This window comes from Nitrospiraceae bacterium (assembly GCA_035623075.1).
Lineage (GTDB): Bacteria > Nitrospirota > Nitrospiria > Nitrospirales > Nitrospiraceae > DASPUC01.
In genome coordinates this window covers 302,484-321,139 of record DASPUC010000024.1, presented here as the reverse complement: position 1 = coordinate 321,139, position 18,656 = coordinate 302,484, and the positions used below count along the sequence as shown (strand labels likewise).

General features: G+C 57.2%; 20 protein-coding genes. All 20 read right to left on the bottom strand.

Annotated elements, in window-relative coordinates; all coding sequences use genetic code 11:
- Positions 1–77: 77 nt before the first annotated feature.
- Positions 78–269 carry a hypothetical protein gene (locus tag VEI50_08215; GenBank protein HXX75101.1) on the bottom strand — a complete coding sequence of 64 codons (192 nt, stop codon included), beginning with the start codon at positions 267–269 and terminating at the stop codon, positions 78–80.
- A 70-nt stretch (positions 270–339) separates the two neighbouring features.
- Entirely contained in the window at positions 340–1,212 is an 873-nt protein-coding gene (locus VEI50_08210) for an SHOCT domain-containing protein (GenBank protein HXX75100.1), read from the bottom strand.
- Positions 1,213–1,217: 5 nt separating this feature from the next.
- The gene (locus VEI50_08205) at positions 1,218–1,415 is read right to left on the bottom strand and encodes a hypothetical protein (protein HXX75099.1); all 198 of its coding nucleotides are present in this window, start codon (positions 1,413–1,415) and stop codon (positions 1,218–1,220) included.
- A 54-nt stretch (positions 1,416–1,469) separates the two neighbouring features.
- Positions 1,470–2,498, bottom strand: coding sequence for a transporter substrate-binding domain-containing protein (locus tag VEI50_08200; GenBank protein ID HXX75098.1), 1,029 nt, complete (start codon positions 2,496–2,498; stop codon positions 1,470–1,472).
- A gap of 63 nt (positions 2,499–2,561) precedes the next feature.
- Positions 2,562–3,203: a hypothetical protein gene (locus tag VEI50_08195; GenBank protein HXX75097.1), complete on the bottom strand. Its 642-nt coding sequence runs from the start codon at positions 3,201–3,203 to the stop codon at positions 2,562–2,564.
- A gap of 92 nt (positions 3,204–3,295) precedes the next feature.
- On the bottom strand, positions 3,296–4,831 hold the full coding sequence (locus VEI50_08190; protein ID HXX75096.1) for a hypothetical protein: 1,536 nt from the start codon (positions 4,829–4,831) through the stop codon (positions 3,296–3,298).
- A 276-nt stretch (positions 4,832–5,107) separates the two neighbouring features.
- Positions 5,108–5,494 (bottom strand): response regulator, encoded by a 387-nt coding sequence (locus VEI50_08185; protein ID HXX75095.1) that lies wholly within the window; start codon positions 5,492–5,494, stop codon positions 5,108–5,110.
- Positions 5,495–5,667: 173 nt separating this feature from the next.
- A complete protein-coding gene (locus VEI50_08180; GenBank protein HXX75094.1) occupies positions 5,668–6,309 on the bottom strand; it encodes a response regulator transcription factor in 642 nt (213 codons plus the stop codon).
- Positions 6,306–9,125, bottom strand: a complete 2,820-nt coding sequence (locus VEI50_08175; GenBank protein HXX75093.1) for a PAS domain-containing protein — start codon at positions 9,123–9,125, stop codon at positions 6,306–6,308. The genes VEI50_08180 and VEI50_08175 overlap by 4 nt, the downstream gene beginning before the upstream one ends.
- Positions 9,126–9,304: 179 nt before the next feature.
- On the bottom strand, positions 9,305–11,356 hold the full coding sequence (locus tag VEI50_08170; protein ID HXX75092.1) for a sigma 54-interacting transcriptional regulator: 2,052 nt from the start codon (positions 11,354–11,356) through the stop codon (positions 9,305–9,307).
- 180 nt (positions 11,357–11,536) lie between these two features.
- Complete coding sequence (locus tag VEI50_08165; GenBank protein HXX75091.1) at positions 11,537–12,325, bottom strand: ROK family protein; 789 nt, start codon at positions 12,323–12,325, stop codon at positions 11,537–11,539.
- On the bottom strand, positions 12,326–12,751 hold the full coding sequence (locus VEI50_08160; GenBank protein HXX75090.1) for an OsmC family protein: 426 nt from the start codon (positions 12,749–12,751) through the stop codon (positions 12,326–12,328).
- Between the two features lie 229 nt (positions 12,752–12,980).
- Complete coding sequence (locus tag VEI50_08155) at positions 12,981–13,187, bottom strand: CDGSH iron-sulfur domain-containing protein (protein ID HXX75089.1); 207 nt, start codon at positions 13,185–13,187, stop codon at positions 12,981–12,983.
- A 74-nt stretch (positions 13,188–13,261) separates the two neighbouring features.
- The gene (locus VEI50_08150; GenBank protein HXX75088.1) at positions 13,262–14,131 is read right to left on the bottom strand and encodes an MBL fold metallo-hydrolase; all 870 of its coding nucleotides are present in this window, start codon (positions 14,129–14,131) and stop codon (positions 13,262–13,264) included.
- A 58-nt stretch (positions 14,132–14,189) separates the two neighbouring features.
- Positions 14,190–15,329: a sorbosone dehydrogenase family protein gene (locus VEI50_08145; protein ID HXX75087.1), complete on the bottom strand. Its 1,140-nt coding sequence runs from the start codon at positions 15,327–15,329 to the stop codon at positions 14,190–14,192.
- A gap of 104 nt (positions 15,330–15,433) precedes the next feature.
- A complete protein-coding gene (gene pqqE, locus VEI50_08140; protein HXX75086.1) occupies positions 15,434–16,537 on the bottom strand; it encodes a pyrroloquinoline quinone biosynthesis protein PqqE in 1,104 nt (367 codons plus the stop codon).
- Positions 16,538–16,539: 2 nt separating this feature from the next.
- Positions 16,540–16,815: a pyrroloquinoline quinone biosynthesis peptide chaperone PqqD gene (gene pqqD, locus VEI50_08135; protein ID HXX75085.1), complete on the bottom strand. Its 276-nt coding sequence runs from the start codon at positions 16,813–16,815 to the stop codon at positions 16,540–16,542.
- Positions 16,784–17,548: a pyrroloquinoline-quinone synthase PqqC gene (gene pqqC, locus VEI50_08130; protein HXX75084.1), complete on the bottom strand. Its 765-nt coding sequence runs from the start codon at positions 17,546–17,548 to the stop codon at positions 16,784–16,786. Before pqqC ends, pqqD begins: the two co-directional genes overlap by 32 nt.
- A complete protein-coding gene (pqqB, locus tag VEI50_08125; protein HXX75083.1) occupies positions 17,545–18,468 on the bottom strand; it encodes a pyrroloquinoline quinone biosynthesis protein PqqB in 924 nt (307 codons plus the stop codon). The genes pqqC and pqqB overlap by 4 nt, the downstream gene beginning before the upstream one ends.
- 14 nt (positions 18,469–18,482) lie before the next feature.
- Positions 18,483–18,623 (bottom strand): hypothetical protein, encoded by a 141-nt coding sequence (locus VEI50_08120; GenBank protein ID HXX75082.1) that lies wholly within the window; start codon positions 18,621–18,623, stop codon positions 18,483–18,485.
- Positions 18,624–18,656: the final 33 nt, after the last annotated feature.

The window sequence follows — 18,656 nt, the reverse complement described above, 5'->3', positions numbered from 1 at the left end:
TGGCAAGAGGCATGCGGCAAGAGGGAAATAATTCTCTCCTCTCGCCCCTGGCCCCTAGCCTCGTGTCCGAGGAAGTGCTACGAGGGACGGAAGATGCCGAGCTTCTGCATCTTGGATTGGAGGGTGTTTAGTTTCATGCCGAGTTTGGCCGCCGCGCCGGCCCGCACCGTAAAATACTCCGAACTTGTCGCCGAAATCCTAGCGGTTCTCGACGCCTCTGCTGGCGATCCGTTTTGCCCCGCATGAACGCAGAGCTCGTGGGTTCTCACAACCTACCCAGTGTCTTGAACTCTTCACCGAAAACACCTGACACAATTATTCCCTCGAAAGATTGGTCTATTAGAATTGCTCAAGGAGCTGGCGTTTCTTGGCTCGGTACTCTTCCTCTGTAATGAGCTCCTGTTCCCTCATGCGCTTGAGCATCTGCAGCCGCTCCTCCACCGACTTACTTGGTGGAGAGGGTCGAGTGGGTGGAGGAGACAGTTCGCGACCCGTAGAGCCGCTCGGCACAGCCGCTGAGACGGAAGACTCGCCGAGCAACAGTGGTTTGTAAGCGATGGAGAGCAGGGGCAGTCTCAGTGAGATGAGGCGACGAACAGAATCTTCTTCTGGCGCCACTGTTTGATGGTCGCCGGGAACAAAGTCATAGGAGGGGCCAGCTTGGGTCCACATCGGATCTTGCCACAAGAGTTCGCGGATACTCGCCATCGTGACTGCAAATCGATAATTAGCCAAGACCAGATGCAGCGACGGTCCTTGCACAAACCACCCACCGCTCGTGACTTCCGTGATGTCAGCGGGCTGATGCCGGCTGACGGCAAAGACCACCCGCTCATTTCGGCTTGCATGCCCGAACACCCGGCTGAGCGTCGTGCTGAGGTATTCGACCTCGTCGTCTGTAAAGGCTGGTTCCACGGCATCCTTGGACGTGAAGATGAGAAACCCTTGGCTTTGCCGCTGGACGTGGATGCTCTTGAGGATGACTTTCCAGTCATCAGGATTTAAAAGGAACGGATGGGCGAAAGCAGCCTGCCCCTCGCCAGGAGGGGCAGGTTGTAGCCTGACGATACGGTCTTGGTCCTCACATGTGCCGCAGGCAATTGGGGCGGGTGGCGCCGGGCCTCGACAGGCCTGACCCAACAGACCGATCATGCCGGTTGCGAGAAGGACGACTGTGGCCTTCTGCACGCCATCGAAATATTTTTGTGCCACACTTATTACTCTTTGCACACCGGCCGCCAGGGAGCCTCGGTCCAATGACCTTTCACGAAATAGTCCCCAAGTGTCTGGTCAGCTGATCGACAGATTTCGTCTGGCTTCATCGTCATTTCCACCGTATCTATCGCCCAGAAAACCACCTCCCCGGGTAACCCGATCACAAATCCCAACACAGCGATTGCGGTATATACGATCATGGTAGCACCTCCTTACTGGCTACTCTTCAATCATACTCTAGGCTTCGATTGCCGCTACCTTGCCCACCGACAACTTCCTTGCTCGTTCCTGTGAATAGCCTTCGATGCCGTTGCGACAAGGCCCTCTCTCACGGCTCGCTCTGTGTAGGTATAATCTTCTTCAACCCAACGGCGACGCATGGCTTCCAACCGTCCGGATTGCTCCAGTTGAAACAGTAGATCATTGACCAGCGATTGTAGCTGAAAACTCTGCTCCGCCATCACAACGGTATAGAGCTCGCGGGTCAGCAAGAACGGTTGCCCGTTCTCCAGGACGAGCGACTGCCAGTCCTTGCGTTCCCGACGGAGGAGAAAGTCAAGGATGGGTTGTTTGGTAAGAATGACATCGATCGGTGGGTCCTGCGACTCGAAGGCGGCTAAGAGTGTGTCGCATGCCACAAGGCGGATGTCTTTGAGTTCGGCCTCCGCGTACACATAAGGGGATCTCCCTTCCTGTGCCGCCACAGTCAATCCAGCAAGTGCCTTCTTGCGTGCAGCGAGAAGATTTCCATCTGGTGACGGCTCACGAAGCGCGGAGCGTACGTGCTCGATCACATCCGGCCGCCGCGCGGCCACACCTATCGCGCCCTCATAATAATAGGGGGTTGAAAACGCGAGACCCGTCGCTGAGGGATGCGGCACATTGTACGCCACCGAGGACACGAACAAGTCCAGCTGTCCCTCGGTCAACAGCCTGAACAGGTCCCGGAAATGAACCAGGTGCGGAACCGCGGTTACCGGCGGCCCTCCACAGTGTCTGGACAAGGTCGCGGTGATTTCTTGGGTCAACTCAATGTCCAAGCCCGTGACTCTGGGACCCTGGTCGGTCCACACAGCAGGAAAGACAAAGGGCTGAAACGGCTCGACCGCGATCCCAACTTGCAACCGTCGGTGTTGACAGATCACGTCGACTTCATCTGACAGTTCGGCACCCAGTGGTTTCAACAATGCCGTCGCATCATACAATAACCCGCATCCCTGGATGAGGGATCCCACAACCAGCGCCAGCAGACAGCCCGACATCCGACCAGGCAGATGAATCACCCTTCCAGCTCCACGAATATCCGACCGGCCGGCCGATGATGCGATGTTCGTCGTCGGATCGGCTCAGAACAATATACCTGTTATGAAGAGCAACTGCTGCTCGTTCCCCGAGGTCCCCTCAAAATCAAGCCCGTAGACGAAGTATGCAAACTCAAGCTCCAATGCGAAACTGTGTCCTACTGGAAAACGGACCCCGAGATTTGCTCCGGTTAAATAAGCGGGAGCTTTATTCCCAGGGCCCGCAACGACGACTCCGCCGATGGCGCCCACAAAGGGGACCGCTCGATCTTCGAGGGGGCCGAACAGTAGATGTCTGAGCGTACGGCTGATCGGGCTTCCGCTGGGAAAATCCAGGATGTCAATAAAATTGTTCCACCGTGGGTTCAGATAGACCGAGTGGATGTTGGCGTGCTGGTCTGTCGAGTCGAATCCGAAGTATTGATAGGTCGCCCCTACCTCCAAATTGCCGTAGGTGAGGGCGGTGAAGCCGGCTTGGAAAGCCAAATCACGCCCGTTCGGGGTAAATGTTTGCCGCATTGCAAAGTCCACGTAGAACGGACGCAACGGAAGCACTTGGAGTCTTGCCTCTTGTCCCGCCGCAGCCATCGGGAGGAACAGGGAGAAGAGTCCCACCAGCAGTACCACCGTAGAGACTGCGCCGGGCAAACGAGGTCCCCACCGCCCTTGTCCGCAGGTATTGCCCATTTAGTAGGCACAACCTAACCCAACAGCGAGCATTTTGCCAAACCGAGTGGCGCTACCCCCTGCTTATACCCTTTCGTGAAAAGAAGGCGATCTCAGAAAGCAAAGTCCATCCCGACCAACATGGTTTTTCCCTTCAAATCACCCCCATTCACTCCTACCCCCGTATCGGTGTAGAAATTATATTCGGCATGCAGCGCGATATCAGTCCGCGTTGACTGATGAATGTAGTACCGCGCCAGGAACGTGTTGGAATCCACGTTGTTGTAGGTGCTGGCAAAGGAGGAGATGCCTTGCCGGATATTGCGGATCAGGTCATACCGGTAGCCGAACAGCCACCCGGTCCCTCCGACTAGAGGAAGTTGGGTTGGGTACCAGTTCAACTCCACAAATCCGCCCTGCCAGGCCGCGTTCTGGAATCCGCCGAGTGATCCATTCGTATTAGTCGGTAGCAACTGAGTGTTTTGAAAGAGCCCAGAGCTGTCGTTCGCGTACACGTATGACCCGAAGAGATTCCATTGCCCATCAAAGGTCAGACTTGCATCCCCCCCGACGCGCATAAACCCTTGACTGTTCCCCATTGTTCCCTGACAACCAGGACAAACTGGATTATCCACCGTCGGTGCCTTGCCATACATGAAGAACGCTCCGATTCGCTGACCCGAGACAATCCCGTAGCCCCCGAACGACTGAGTCACGTGTCCGTAGAAGTCGAAGCCCCGGCCTCCCATTCCAGTGCAGCTCGGTAACGCGGCGCCAGGCGTACCCTGAACGCCGGGGGTGGGGCCAGGGCCGGGACAGGCCCCATTCATGTTCGTCGTGAGCCCTGCCAGGGAGTACCGAAAATATCCCCCGGTCGAATCAGTCTTCTTAATCCCGGTGAGCTCGATTCCCGGCTGATTCGATCCGGGCTGGAATTGATTCGGATTGATATAGGAGGCAGTCATGCCGGCGGTGGCGTTCAACCCTGCCAAGGTCGACTGAACCCACGGCGTCCCCGCGACGTAATGGTACCAGACATATTCGGAATTCAGCGTTGGGCTCCGTTTTTCACTGAAGGGCACGTCCAGCTCGAATTTCCCGATTTTGAAATTCATCAGATAGGTGTTCGTGGACCCGCCCAGGAACCGCTCCAGGTTCATGAGACGCACAAAGGCCGATTCCAGATCGATATTTCCTCCGGAGCCGGAAGTCGCACTCGCGCCCGTGAAGACCACTCCGTACGAAATGTTGCGATGCAGGGTGCCAAAACTCAACATGTCCAACGTGGCAGACCAGACGCCGCCGGTTTGGGCTTTTGCCCCATCTATCTTCTGGCCGGCAAGTTCATACCCGGCGGTGGTGCGCCACGACAGCGGCCAGAATCCCATCGAGATGCCCTCAAATGTCGGCAAATCGTTATCCGTCCCCAGTTGATAGCCCTGATCGCGAAACAGGTTGCCGAAGTCGTTGAGCTTTGGGAATCCAGGCACATGGCAGACATTGCAGGCAAAGTTGTACTTGCGGGCGAAGGCCGGAATCGCATTCGCCTTCGGCACGAGCGCGCCCAGTTCATAGCTGACGAATCCGAGGAGTGCGAGCAGTCCGACAATTGCACTCCTGTAACAGAGTTTTCTCCCTCTGGGATCCATAGGTCAAACCTCCCTTCAACCAGCCATCCTTGTCTCGCCAGGTTCATCTGAAGCGTGGTACCACTTCATGTGCTTCGTCTCGAGCGAGACTATTCGATAGTGACCTTCCGGACGGGAAACTCAACGTGGACCTCGACCACCTCCTTTGGTTTGACCTCGATCTCTTTCCGGATCAACAGCATCATTCCATGGTTCCTGATATCAACACAGCCTCCTCTCCGAGGTGGCATAGGGATGCCAGATGATTTCTTCTCCGCTTTGTCTCGGACGTAGCCCTCATTTTCCTTGACCTATGTCCAGGACCGAGCGCACGACATCCAGTAGGGCTTCATCTGAGAACGGCTTTCGGAGAAAGGCGGCGGCTCCGAGAGCCAGGGCCGACTGACGAGCATGATCGTCGTCGTGGGCCGTAATGAACACAATGGGAATGTGCTGTTTGGCAGAGGTCAACCGGCGCTGGAAGTCTAAGCCCCCCGTTCCCGGCATCACCACGTCGAGGATTAAGCATGCCGTGTTCCCCAGTTGGCCTGAGTACAACAATTCGTCCACCGAAGCGAAGACCTCCGCTCTCAACCCAACCGATTGAATCAGCCGTTTCAACGCCCTGCGGACCGACTCGTCATCGTCCACGATCGAAACAAGAGCGCGCTTCGCCGTTGCCACACGATCCTCTTGAGTCGGCGCTTGAAAGCAATCGGCGTTTGGCTATCGTTCCCGGGGAGGGTCTCGCCTACGCGGTCGCTCCCATCTGAAGTATTGCGGGACCCTATCGGTTTTCGTGGGCAGAGGCTACCGGAAGCGAAAGAGATGAGCTATTGGACTTTGGTCTTAGATGGCTAGACCGTTCGGGTGGTGGGGCCGAGTTTCTCGGCCATGAGAACCAACTGGGCCAGAGACTGGGCCTGCATCTTCTGCATGACCTGATGGCGGTGAACTTTAATCGTCTTCTCGCTCGTGCCGAGTTCTACTGCAGTCTGTTTATTGAGCCGGCCGGTCACGACCAGCGCCAGCACTTGACGCTCACGAGGCGTGAGGGATTCGAACCGCTCGCGGAGTCGAGCCAATTCAGCCCGCTGCTGCTTCACAGTTCGATCGAGCTGGATGGCCTGCTGCACCGCCTCCAACAAGTCCTGATCATGGAACGGTTTGGTCAAAAACTCCACCGCGCCTGCTTTCATGGCTCGTACAGACATGGGGATATCGCCATGTCCGGTGATGAAGATGATCGGGATGTGTTGATTCACCGCAACGAGTCGGCTTTGGAGCTCGAGCCCGCTCAACCCCGGCATGCGCACGTCCAGGACCAAGCACGCCGGGGTATTCGGAGGGTCGCATCGTAGGAACTCCTGAGCTGAGGGGAACGTCTCGCATTGCATGCCGACCGATGAAAACAACCGTTTCAATGCCTTCCGAACCGAAGCATTGTCATCCACGACAAACACACATGGTTCAACTTCATGCACGATCGTTTCCTTCATTCGGCTGGAAGGGTGAAATGAAAATTCGCCCCTCTATCCGCATTCGGTGATGCCTCCAGTTTTCCACCGTGGGCCTCGATAATGGACCGACTGATCGATAACCCCATGCCCATCCCGTTCGTCTTTGTCGTAAAGAACGGGTCGAAGATACGGTCGAGGTTGATCGGATCGAGCCCGATGCCCGCATCTCGCACTTGGACCAACACTTCGTTCGAGCCGTGCGCGCTCGACTGAATCACGAGTTCTCGCCCCGTCTCCGGAACCATGCTCATGGCCTCGACTGCGTTCATGACGAGGTTGAGGAGCACCTGTTGTAATTGAATGCGATCACCCGACAGGCTCGGCAGGTTCGATGCGAGCACCGTTCGCAGCGAGACTCTCCTTCTCAAGACGTCCTTGTCCACCAGTGCAGCGACTTCACGAATGACCTTGTTCATATCCAGCCGCACGGCCTGAGGAGGGCTCTTTTTCAAAAGCTCTCGAATGCGGGCGATCACGTCGCTAGCCCGGTTGGCATCTTTCACGACGTCTGCCACCGCTTCCCGTAACTCCTTGATATTCGGTTTTGGGCCGGAGAGCCAGCGCAGGCACGCATTGCCGTTGGTGACGATCGCGGCCAGAGGCTGATTGATTTCATGAGCGATAGATGCGATCAACTCCCCCATCGTCATTGCCCGAGAAGCGCGCGCGAGTTCAGACTGCATAGTGCTTAGCGCCTCCTCTACGCGTTTGCGTTCGATGGTAACTCTCGCGAGATAGGTGGCTCGCTCAACGAGATCGATCTCATGGGGGGTAGGCCTGCGAGGTTCGCGGTAGTAGATGGCAAAGGCCCCCAAGACCGGACCTTCGGTGGACAGAATCGGCGTGGCCCAGCAGGCGCGCAAACCGTGCGCCAATCCCAGATCGCGATACTCGGCCCATAGCTGGCTCTTGGTTATGTCTGGGACAACCACTCTCTGGGCCCGGTAAGCCGCCGTTCCGCACGAACCTGCTGCAGGGCCGATAGCCATACCGTTAATCGTGTCAGTGTAACTTTTTGGAAGACTAGGGGCCGCTGCGTGCCAGAGCCGTTTGCCGTACCGATCCAACAGCAAAATCGACGCTAGCAACCCGTTGGACAGCTCTTCGACGACCCGACATAGGGCATCCAGGATGACGGCGAGCGAATCACCCCTGGCCACCATCTCGAGAAGACGTTTTTCTCCCTCAAGCAACAACTCTCCTCGCTTGCGATCTGTGATATCGAGCGTAATGCCGACCATGCGAGCCGGCTGCCCGTCATGGTCATGGAACGTCTGTCCTCTCCGGGTCAGCCACCGTAGCTCGCCATCGGGCCGACAGATGCGATATTCAATCTCGAGTTCTCGTTTCTCCTTGATGGCCTCTTCCACGGCGCACTGAACTCTGAGTCGATCGTCGGGATGTACGGACCGTAGCCAAGCTTCATGCGATGGCTGGTGTTCGCCCAGCTTGAGTCCGAGCAAACGATAATACTCCTTCGACCACTTCATCGTTCTGGACCGGATGTCCCAATCCCACACTCCGGCACCGGCCGATTCTTGCGCGAGTTTCAGCCGCGCCTCGCTCTCCCGCAGCGCCTCCTCCGCCCGCTTGCGTTCGGTGATGTCGGTTGCAATTCCACCTACGAGAACCGGCCGACCTTCCTTCTCTTCCTTGACTCCTCGATCGTGAATCCATCGAACCTCATCGGGCGGTGTCAAAATGCGGTATTCAATGTCATACATCTCAGCCTGTCCGTTAAGCCATGCTTCAAAGGCACCTGTCACCCGCACTCGGTCCTCGGGGTGGATACATTGCAGCCAGAGACGCGGGTCCTCGTACACATCGTTGACCGCTCGCCCCCAAACGGTCTCGAACGCTGGACTCACGTAGAGGGTCCGTTCAGGATTGACTTGTGTGAACCAAAAGACCTCATCCATGTTTTCTGCCAGATACCGAAAGCGTTGCTCGCTCAGGCGCAATGCCTCTTCAGCCCGTTTGTGCTCGTCGATTTCGCCCTTCAAGGCTTCATTCATGTGCCTCAACGCAGCCGTCTGCTCGCGAACTCTGACCTCCAGGTGATCCCGTATCTGCTTGAGCGCCTCTTCCATACGTTTGCCCTCTGAGAGATCGAGCACGAAACACATCGCTTGGTCCTGGGTGCCCTCCAAGAGCGCCAACCCAATCAGGACCGGAACGCGACTGCTGTCCTTGCGAAAGTATTCCTTCTCAAACGGCGGGCAAGCCCCTGACGCCCTCAGCTTCTCCATGGCTCGTTCGCTCAGATGACGAAGTTCCGGTGGTGTCATCGCATCCCACCGGACGGTCCCGGATCGCAGGTCCGCTCGCGTGTATCCCACCATCGCGAGAAAAGCGTCATTGGCGTCGAGAATGCGGCCATCAAAATGTGAATGGATGATCCCGACGATGTTGGAGCTCACTAGCCGCCGCATTTGCGCTTCGCTTGCACGTAGAGCCTGATCGGTACGCAAACGGGCAGAGATCAGTGCGGTGGCGATGAGACTGACCAATCCAAAGACGAGGAGCGTCAGTAGGTCTGGAGACGCATTGACTATTTCGGTGCCGACCGGATGGAGCAGAAAGTACTGACACGCTGCGCTGGAGAGGCCAATGGCGAGAAGACCTGGTCCCATACCACCGAACCAAGCACTGATAATCACAGCGCCGAAGAACAGAAGAAAAAGACTGCGATCTAGGAAAGGCTGAAACAATGCGGTGAGCAGCAGAGCAAGTACCACTGCTGCAACGCTGAGGCCATAGCGGAACAATGGACCTGAAGGCACCATTACGCTCATCCCCTCCTCCAGAGAAGGGAGGCCTGAATCAAACACAGCGGTCTTCGTTCAGAGTTTTGAGCCGTGCGCTTTAGGATACTCCTTCTCGATACAGCGGTACCAGTACCCCTATGTCGCTTGCTCAAGAGTGTCTATGTACACGGGTGCTCACTGTCAGGAAATAAAGGCGTGAGTGGGCATTAGTGGGAACGTACGATGCCGAGCTTCTGCATCTTGGATTGGAGGGTGGTGCGTTTCATGCCGAGCTTGGCCGCCGCGCCGGCCTGACCTCCGATGATCCAGTTGGTTGCGTTCAGCGCGCGAACGATGTGTTCTCGCTCCGCCGCTTCCAGTGTGGACACTGACGCCGCACCCGCCTGGAAGCGCGGGGTTTTGAGTTCGCTGAGGGGAAACACCAAGTCAGGGCCGGTGGAGAGGATGACCGCCCGTTCGACCAGATTTTCGAGCTCCCGAATGTTTCCGGGCCAGGCATAGGCCGTCAAGGCATCGATTGTATCGGCGGGGATGCGTTCGACCGAACGATTCAACTGTCGCGCAAACTTCTGGGCAAAGTAGCGCACAAGCACGGGAATGTCCTCGCGGCGTTCTCTCAAGGGAGGAACCACGAGCGGGAACACGTTCAACCGGTAATAGAGATCGCTGCGAAATTCCTTTTTCTCCACCATCTCGGACAGGTCCTGGTTGGTCGCGGCCACGACCCGCACGTTGACTCGCATGGTTCTCGTGCTTCCCAACCGCTCGAATTCCTGTTCCTGTAGGACGCGCAGGAGCTTCGATTGGAGTTCAAGCGTGATGTCTCCCACTTCGTCGAGAAAGAGCGTGCCGCCATCGGCCAACTCGAATCGTCCGATCTTGGTGGCGATCGCCCCGGTGAAGGCTCCGCGCTCGTGACCGAACAACTCGCTTTCGAGCAGACCGGTGGGGATGGCCGCGCAGTTCATCTTCACGAACGTCCGCTCCCGCCTGCCGCTCAAGTTGTGAATGGCACGGGCCAGCAATTCCTTGCCCGTTCCCGTTTCTCCCAGAACCAGTACGGCCGAATCCGTCGGCGCGACGACTTCGACCTGCTTGAGCACCTTTTTCAACGTCGGGCTTTCACCGATGATCTCCTCGAAGTTGTATTCGGTCCTGATTTCTTCTTCCAGGTACAGTTTCTCCTTGGCGAGTTTTTCCTTGAGGCCCGTTATCTCGCCATAGGCCAGGGCATTCTCGACCGCGATGGCGACTTGCTTGGCCACCTGTTGGAGGAATTCGATGCTCGCCCTGCCGTAATGATGCTGTTCAAAGCTTCCGACGGACAACGCACCCAGGCGGCGGCGCGCGGTCGTGAGAGGAACCGTGCAGAAGGACCGGACGCCTGCCTCGCAAATCATCTGGATCAGTTTCGGGAATCGGGTTTCCTGTTCGATATTCTCGATCACCAGGGGCTGCTGGTGTTGCCAGACCCAACCTCCAACCGACTCTTCGACGGGAAATTCACACCCTGGAGCGATGCTGACCGGTCGCGGCGTCTCCAGGATATGGAGACGCATGACGTTCCGCTCGGGATCATGCAGAATCAAGGCGATATAGGAAAACTCGAGCGCGCGTGGAAGCCGTTGGGCCAGATCATGGAACAGCTCGGCCAGGTCACGGTGTGACGCGATAGACTCGGACACTTCCAGGAGGAGACGCAAGCGGTCACGATCATGGGTCAGGTCTTGATGATGGAGGACGTTGTCCACGGCAACGGCGACTTGGTTTCCGACCTGTCGCAGAAATTCCAGGTCCGCTTCGCCATAGGCCCCTCTCTCCAAGCTCGAAAACCCCATCGCTCCCAACCGTCGGACCGCCGTGGTCAGGGGCACGACACAAAACGACTTCGTGCCGTCCTCCTTCATCCGTTGAGTAACTTTTGGCCACCGATGTTCTTCGGCAAGGTCCGGCACAAGGACCGGTTGCTGTGTTTGCCATACGAGTCCCGACGGTGTTTCCTCAATCGGTTCCTCGTGGCCACCGATGAGATCCACCGGAACATTCGCTTGGATCGTCTGCAATCGCATCAGGTTACGGGCGGGATCGTGCAAGGAGAGGGACACAAAATTCACGTGGACGACCCGGGGAAGCCGCTGGGCGAGGTCGCGAAAGAGTTCGTGTAGGTCGCGGTGTGAGGAAATCGCCTCCGCAACCTCCAGTAGGGCTTGGTACCGTTCGGAGAGAGTCTCACATGGAGATACGGTGCGCCCGTCCATACATGTTCAGTATGGACTATCGGCTGTGGCTGCTCAAGAGGGTCCGCTGCCGCCTTGGCAGACGCGGGTCGAGACGGATCTTGAATCCTCGCCCCTCTCTAGACGCCCCGTTCGTACCAATGGAGTTCAGGCATGGAGGACCCAGGACAAGTCAAGAAGTCGAGTTCCCGGCTGGTCGGCTTACGACCCACGCCCTTCACTTGAACGGCCCATCCGCACGACACAGGCAGATCGTTCATCCTGCCAGGCGTCGTCCCATAATCGAAAGCCGCTGATAAAGGCATGGCTGTTGTCTCCGAGACGAGCCCATTTGGGCAGCCTCTGGAGCCTCTTCGCATTGCCGCCGCCGAGTACGACATAGTCTGATTGGAGCGCATCCCGAAGCGCTGACACCACATCCAGCACGTACCGGCGCCATCGTTTCTTCCCGTACCGCTTCAATCCGCGCACCCCGACGTAGTCCTCGTAGGTGCGACCCTTTCGATACCGGAGATGCGCGAGTTCCATCGGGACCAGCACACCGTCGGTGATGAGCGCGGAACCGAGGCCGGTGCCGAGCCCCAAGAACAGCATGCGACCGCCTTCGTAGCTGCCGAGCGCCTGCATGGCCGCGTCGTTGATCACCTTGACCGGTTTGCCGAAGGCCTTCTGAAAATCACACTTCACCCACCCTCCGCCGAGATTCTTGGGTTCCGCCAGCGGGTGTCCGCCCCGTACCGGGCCTGGGTACCCGATCGAGACCGCGTCATAGGCTCGACCATCGGTTGCGCGCTTGACTTCGCCGATCATCTTTTTCGCCGTCATGGCCGGCCCGGAAGGGATTTTATGAGGTGTCGACTGATCGGCTCCGAGCACCTTCACGTTGGTGCCGCCCACATCAATCGCGAGCACCTTGATCGGACTTCGGGTTCTCCTCCCATCTCCCTTTGCTCGTCGTACCGTCATGATCGTTTCCCCTTCCGACGTCATCTACCCCTCCAACTTTGCGTCCATTGTGATCGTCGTGTTGAGTAACCGAGAAATCGGGCAGCCTGATTTTGCCGCAGCGGTCGCCTTCTCCCAGGCTGTGACATCGGCTTTCGGGACCTTGCCCTTTACGTCGAGATGAATCTGCGTCACGGCCCAACCGGCTTCGAGTTTCTCAAAACTCACCGTGGCCGTCGTTTCCAGCTTGTCGGCCACGAGTCCCGCATTGCCCAGCTGCGCCGACAGCGCCATCGTGAAGCAGCCCGCGTGCGCCGCGGCGATCAGCTCCTCCGGATTCGTGCCCTTACCGTTCTCGAATCTTGTGCTGAACGAATACTGGGTCTTCGACAACACGCCGCTCTCCGTCGAAACTGTTCCCTTGCCGGTTTTCAGATCACCTTGCCAGATTGCGGAACTGGTGCGTTTCATCGTCCATCTCCCTTCGTTGAGCAGGATACTGAAAAAGTCCGCCAGCTTTGTTCTCGCATCGCTTAGAGGCTCAACGTACGGAACGGAGTACGCCTCGCCTCCTCGCTCGCTGCGGCCGCGCCGGACGGCCTTTTTGAGTATCCTGTGGGCTATTCTGGCGCCCTCACCACGCTAAAACTGTCAATGACTTTTGAACGACAATTGAGTTTTTACAGAGCTTGTTAGGTCGTCATGATTTCTGATCCAAATTGTTCTTGAACCCGGCCTTCTTGTGCGAACCGTCGCAGAACGGCTTGTTTGCCGAGTGGCCGCACCGGCAGAGCCAGGCCTCGTTTCCATCGACCACGATCTGTCGACCGCCTTCCGTCACGATCTTGAACGTGCCTTTGACGTAATAGGGTCCGTCATTCTTGGGGGTAATGATGACGTCGCTCATGTTCTCCTCCTTAGGTGGTTGTATGGGCGCTCGTACTCCACCGTAAATCGGCGCCGAAACAATTTCAGGTTCGCTCAGCGATTGTCCTTCCGCTGTTCGGAGAGATACCGGTACATCCCTTCGACATTCTCCGGAAACCAATCGGAATACCGCTGCCACTGTTCGTATTTGGGAAGCTGAACAGTTTTTTTCGTTTCTTCCAGACTTGCGCCCTTCTGGACCTGCTCCAGTACGGCGACTCTGAGATCTTCGAGGTAGCCGCGAAACCGTTGCACGTCCTCCTTCGTGCCGACCTTGCCATGGCCGGGAACCAGGATCTCGAAATCCAATTGCTCGACCTGTTTGAGCGAGTCGATCCATTCCTCTGGATAGCTGTCCGGCAGCGCCCGATAGGCCACCGTCTCGACCGGAATGAAATCGACGGCGAAGAGCAGCTTGTTCTGCGGGAGCAGCACGACGAGGCTGTTATCCGAATGGTTTCTTCCGGTGTAAATCAGTTCGACCTGTTTGCCTCCAAGGTCGATGAACATCCGATCACCAAACGTCACGTTGGGAACTGGTGTCTGAGGATCCCCGGCCTGGAGAATTTTCGGCCTTGCGGCAGTCTGACTGATGAAGAGAGCTGTGTCGGAGAAGACGCTGCCACCGGTGATGTGATCATTATGGTTGTGGCTGTATATCACGTAGCGGACGGGCTGATCGGTGAGGGTCTTGATCTTGGCTTTCAGCCAGGTCGCGGCGTCGGAACTGATCGGATCGGTGACGACGACACCTTTTGGCGTGGTGATAAAAATAGACTGATGAAATTTGTGCCTGAACAGATACACGTCATCGGCCAACTTCGTGATTTCATCATCGGGCCGAGACTGTTGAGCCGACGCCTCAGGTCCTTGAACCAGCAGGCATCCAACGACCAGTAAGAATCGGAACCATGTCGAGCGCATGAGAGCCTCCTTCTCCTCAAGCCTCACCCTGAAACTTCGCCACGGCAGTCACCAGCACTCACGGTGGTGGCGGGGGAGTATTGGCCGACGGTGTTCGATAGCTGATTCGATAGATCACGCCCGCCGAATCGTCCGACACCAAGAGAGCGCCATCCGGCATGACGAGAACATCAGCAGGGCGTCCCCATGCCTTTTGACCCTGAAGCCACCCTTCTGCAAAGGTCGAATACTGGAGTCGCCCCTGTTTATCCCGTGACACGAGGGTGATCCGATAGCCTATTTTCTCGCTCCGATTCCACGACCCATGCTCCGCAATGAAGATTTGGTTTCGGTATTCCGAGGGGAACATCATGCCGGTGTAAAAACGCATGCCAAGAGAAGCAACATGGGGGCCGAGCGTGACGGCCGGCGCAGTGAATTCGCTGCAGGCGTGCTTGCTGCCGTATTCAGGATCCTGGATTGTTCCACCGTGACAATAGGGGTAGCCGAAGTGCAGTCCCGCCTTCGACGCATGATTGAGTTCATCCGGCGGTTGATTGTCTCCGAGATAATCCCGACCATTGTCCGTGAACCACAAGTCGCGGGTCGTTGGATCCCAGTCGAATCCGACCGAGTTCCGGACTCCACGAGCCACAACCTCGTAACCGCTCCCGCCCGGATTAATGCGGGCGATGAGCGCGTAGCGGTCGGGGTCGGGTTCACAGATATTGCAAGGGGCTCCGACAGGCACATAGAGTTTTCCGTCTGGACCGAACGCGATGAATTTCCATCCATGATGCGTCTCTTTCGGAAATCGATCCGTGACCACCACCGGCGGAGCAGGATTCGTCAGGTTTTGCTCAACCTTGTCGAAACGTAAGATGCGATCGACCGCGGAGACGTACAGAGAGCCGTTCTGATAGGCGACACCCACGGGCATTTGCAAGCTACGGGCGATAGTCACCACGGCATCAGCGCGTTGATCACCGTCTTTGTCGAGGACTGCATAGACGTCTCCTTTCTCTCTGGAGCCGACGAAGACGGTGCCGTTTTGCCCAAGCGTCATTCCCCGCGCATTCGGAACATTGTCCGCATAGATCGCGATGGAAAAGCCGGGGGGGAGCTTGATTGTATCGAGCGGGAGAGGGCCTGCGCCGACCCGGCAGGCGACGAAGATCAGAATCGTCGAGAAGAATGACAGCATACCAACGCGCCTCATCGAACCATCGCCTCCTAGCCGGCTATTCCGTTTTCCTTTTCATCGCCAGATTGAATGCACACTGTCCGGTCATCCCCAGGAACGGAGGGACCAAGAGAGCCCGCTCATGCTCGAGCAAATCCTCGGCCGGTCCGATATTCAAACAACACCGGCGCACCGGCCACGTGACTCGCCTGGCTTCGGGCGGATTCAATGCGCCCATGTGCAGGGGAGAGAGAACAAGTTGGATCCGTTGCGCCGGCGTTCCCCGTCACATGAAAGGCCTGACAGCGACATCCTCCAAAGTCTTTGGTGCGACGATCGCAGGTTCGGCAGGGGTCGGGCAGCCATCCCTCTCCACGGAATTGATTAAAGCCGGAGGAGTGATGCCAAATGTCCTCGACGGAACGCTGCCTGACGTTGTCAAAATGTAAGCCCGGCAACGTCTGCGCTAGATGACAGGGCAGCGCAAGCCCTTCCGGATTCACCACGATGAACCGGCGTCCCCAGCCATCCATACAGGATTTGGGAAACGCCGAATAGTAGTCGGGAGTGACGAACACCACTTCCATTCTCCCTCGAAGCCGTTCCCTGGCGTCAGCCGCGATGGCTCGTGCCCGTCCGAGTTGCTCGCGAGTGGGCAGGAGCGCTGCGCGATTCCGGAGAGCCCACCCAAGGTACTGCGCGTTGGCCAATTCCAACCGGTCTGCCGACACATTTTCGGCCAGCGCGATGAGCGCCGCGGTTTCACCGATGTTGTCCCGATGGAGTACCACGTTCATGGTCAACGGGATGTCGAGCGATCTCACCCACTGCATGACGTCGAGCTTCCGGTGGAACGATGGTGCGCCGGCAATGCGATCTGATTCCGTCGGCTTTGTACTTTGGATGGACACTTGCACGCTGTTGAGCCCGAGCGCCCGAAATCGAGCAAGTCGTTCGAAGGTCAGAGGGATGCCGCTCGTGATCAGATTCGTATACAGCTCAAGCTTGCTCGCCCCCTCAATGAGCCGTTCAAGATCATTCCGCAGCAACGGCTCGCCGCCCGTCAGGTTGAGCTGGACCACACCAAGTGCTTCCGCCTCCTGAAAGACACGAAGCCATGTGTCGGTGTCGATTTCGTCTCTCTGATGCGTATAGTCGAGAGGATTCGAACAATAGGGGCATCGTAAAGGACACTGGTAGGTGAGTTCGGCGATGAATGTATAGGGACGATACTCGCCGTTCATGGTCAACCTTGCAGGAGTCCACGTTCGGCGAGGGTGTCGAGAAAGTGACGCGTGTCTCGCTTGATTTCAAGCAGGGAAGCATCATGAAACGCACGAGCCAGATGTTGGACGATATCGTCGACCGTCCACTCTCCCGTACAGAAGCGTGCAATCTCCAAGGCAGTCTCGTTCAGCTCCAGTCCCCGTTCAGGGTACAGCAGCATATAGCGACCCGTGCGCCGATCGAGGCGAAGGCGCACTTTTCGGTTAAGCCGAGGCCTGGCTGTGGTCATAAGCATGGGCCGCCTTTTCTCGTTCTGATCCGGGCTCGACGTAGGCCATATACAGGCAATCGAGTATATGCCACAGAATCTCGGCCTTCTTGACCAAAGCTTGCACACATCGTTTCTGCAGCTCATACGTCACGGCGTGTTGCACGACGAATTCGACGGCCTGTTTCGAATCAAGGCTGGCGCGGGAAATTCTCATCTGGAAATACGCCAGGGCTTCCGAACTTACCCACGGAAAATGGTGTTTCCACGCCTCGAGGCGTTTGGCCATGAGCGCTGGAGCAAACAACTCCGTCAGTGAGGAGGCCACTGCTTCGAGAAGCGGGGACTCACGGACGAACTGCACATACCCGTCACAGGCGAGCCTGACTCCCGGGAGCACAGACCGACAGTTTCTGACTTCCTCGATATCGAGACCCACACCGCGGGCCAACTCGAGCCACGAAGCGAGGCCGCCTTGCCCATCTTGCGATCCGTCATGATCCTGAATGCGGCGGAGCCAGATCCGTCGAAAATTCGGGTCTTCAGACTTTGAGACGATGAGGGCGTCCTTGATCGGAATGCGAGTTTGGTAGTAGTAGCGATTCAACACCCATTGTTGCAGCTGGACATTCGTCAGATTCCCATCGTGCATGAGCTTATGGAAGAGATGGTGGTCATGATAACGGACAGCACCTTCGCGCGAGAGCCACTCCACGAAGGCGTCCTTTGAAAGCGGACCTTGATGCTGGTCGCTCTTCATAGCCTGACCTCCATCCCATCCCGGGCCACTTCCCATCCGGTTGCCTCGACGATCTTCCGCTCAGGGGAATCCTCCCGCAACATCGGATTGGTGTTGTTGATGTGGATAAACAGTCGGCGGGGAGCCGTGATCTTCGAGAGCATCGACAGACTTCCCTCCAGCCCGCCGACGGGCCAGTGAGCGAGCTCCTCGGCCGACTTCTGGAGGAAGCCCGGCGCGGACAGTTCATCGCTTGACCAGAAGGTACCGTCAAACATGACGCAATCCGCGCCTTCCAGTCCTTCGACGACGGAAGGCGTGATTCTGCCGACAGCGGACAGATAGGTCAGGACCCGCCCGTTGCTGACCTGGCGAAACCTGAGCCCCACATTTATTTCCAGGTTATCGGACGAGACGAGTCCTTCCAAATGTACAGGAGGTTTTCCCGGAACGGCCATGGCTTTCACCGTCAACCCCGACGGGTATCCATCTGCGCGCAGCACCGTTTCTTCCACTCCGAGTTTCAGGGTTCGCCAGGTCACCTGATCGGCAAAGCGTTGAAGGGTCCGATACAAGACATTGCCTTCTGTGAAACCGCGATGCACGGATTCGGTCCCGTAGATCACGAGACGGTGATTCTCCCGCAGCGAGAGGAGTCCCAGGCAGTGATCAAGGTCGCCGTTGGTCAGAAAGATCGCCTGAATCGGCGTGGCGCGTGATTTCCTTGGGTGGAGAGGGCCGAAGCTCTCGATTTGTGAACGGATGTCCGGAGATGCGTTAATGAGAAACCAGTCTCCATCGTCAGCGCTCACACAGACTGATTCCTGCGACCGGGGAACTGCGTGGATCAGCCCACCCCGTACGCCTCGACAGTTCACGCAGGCGCAGTTCCATTGTGGGAATCCTCCTCCGGCTGCAGATCCTAGGACCCGGATGAGCATTGCTGTTCCTACTATTATTGGGGAATGTTTGCGACCGACGCTTCCTTCGATGGCTCCTGGACATCCGGAGTGTCCGCAAAATCGTCCTGATATGAGTTGATTTCGGCGTCCATCTTTACTTCCGCGAACGAAGGCGTTTCCCATTTCATGCGCATGACGGCTCCTCCTTTATAGGTTGCTGGACCCAG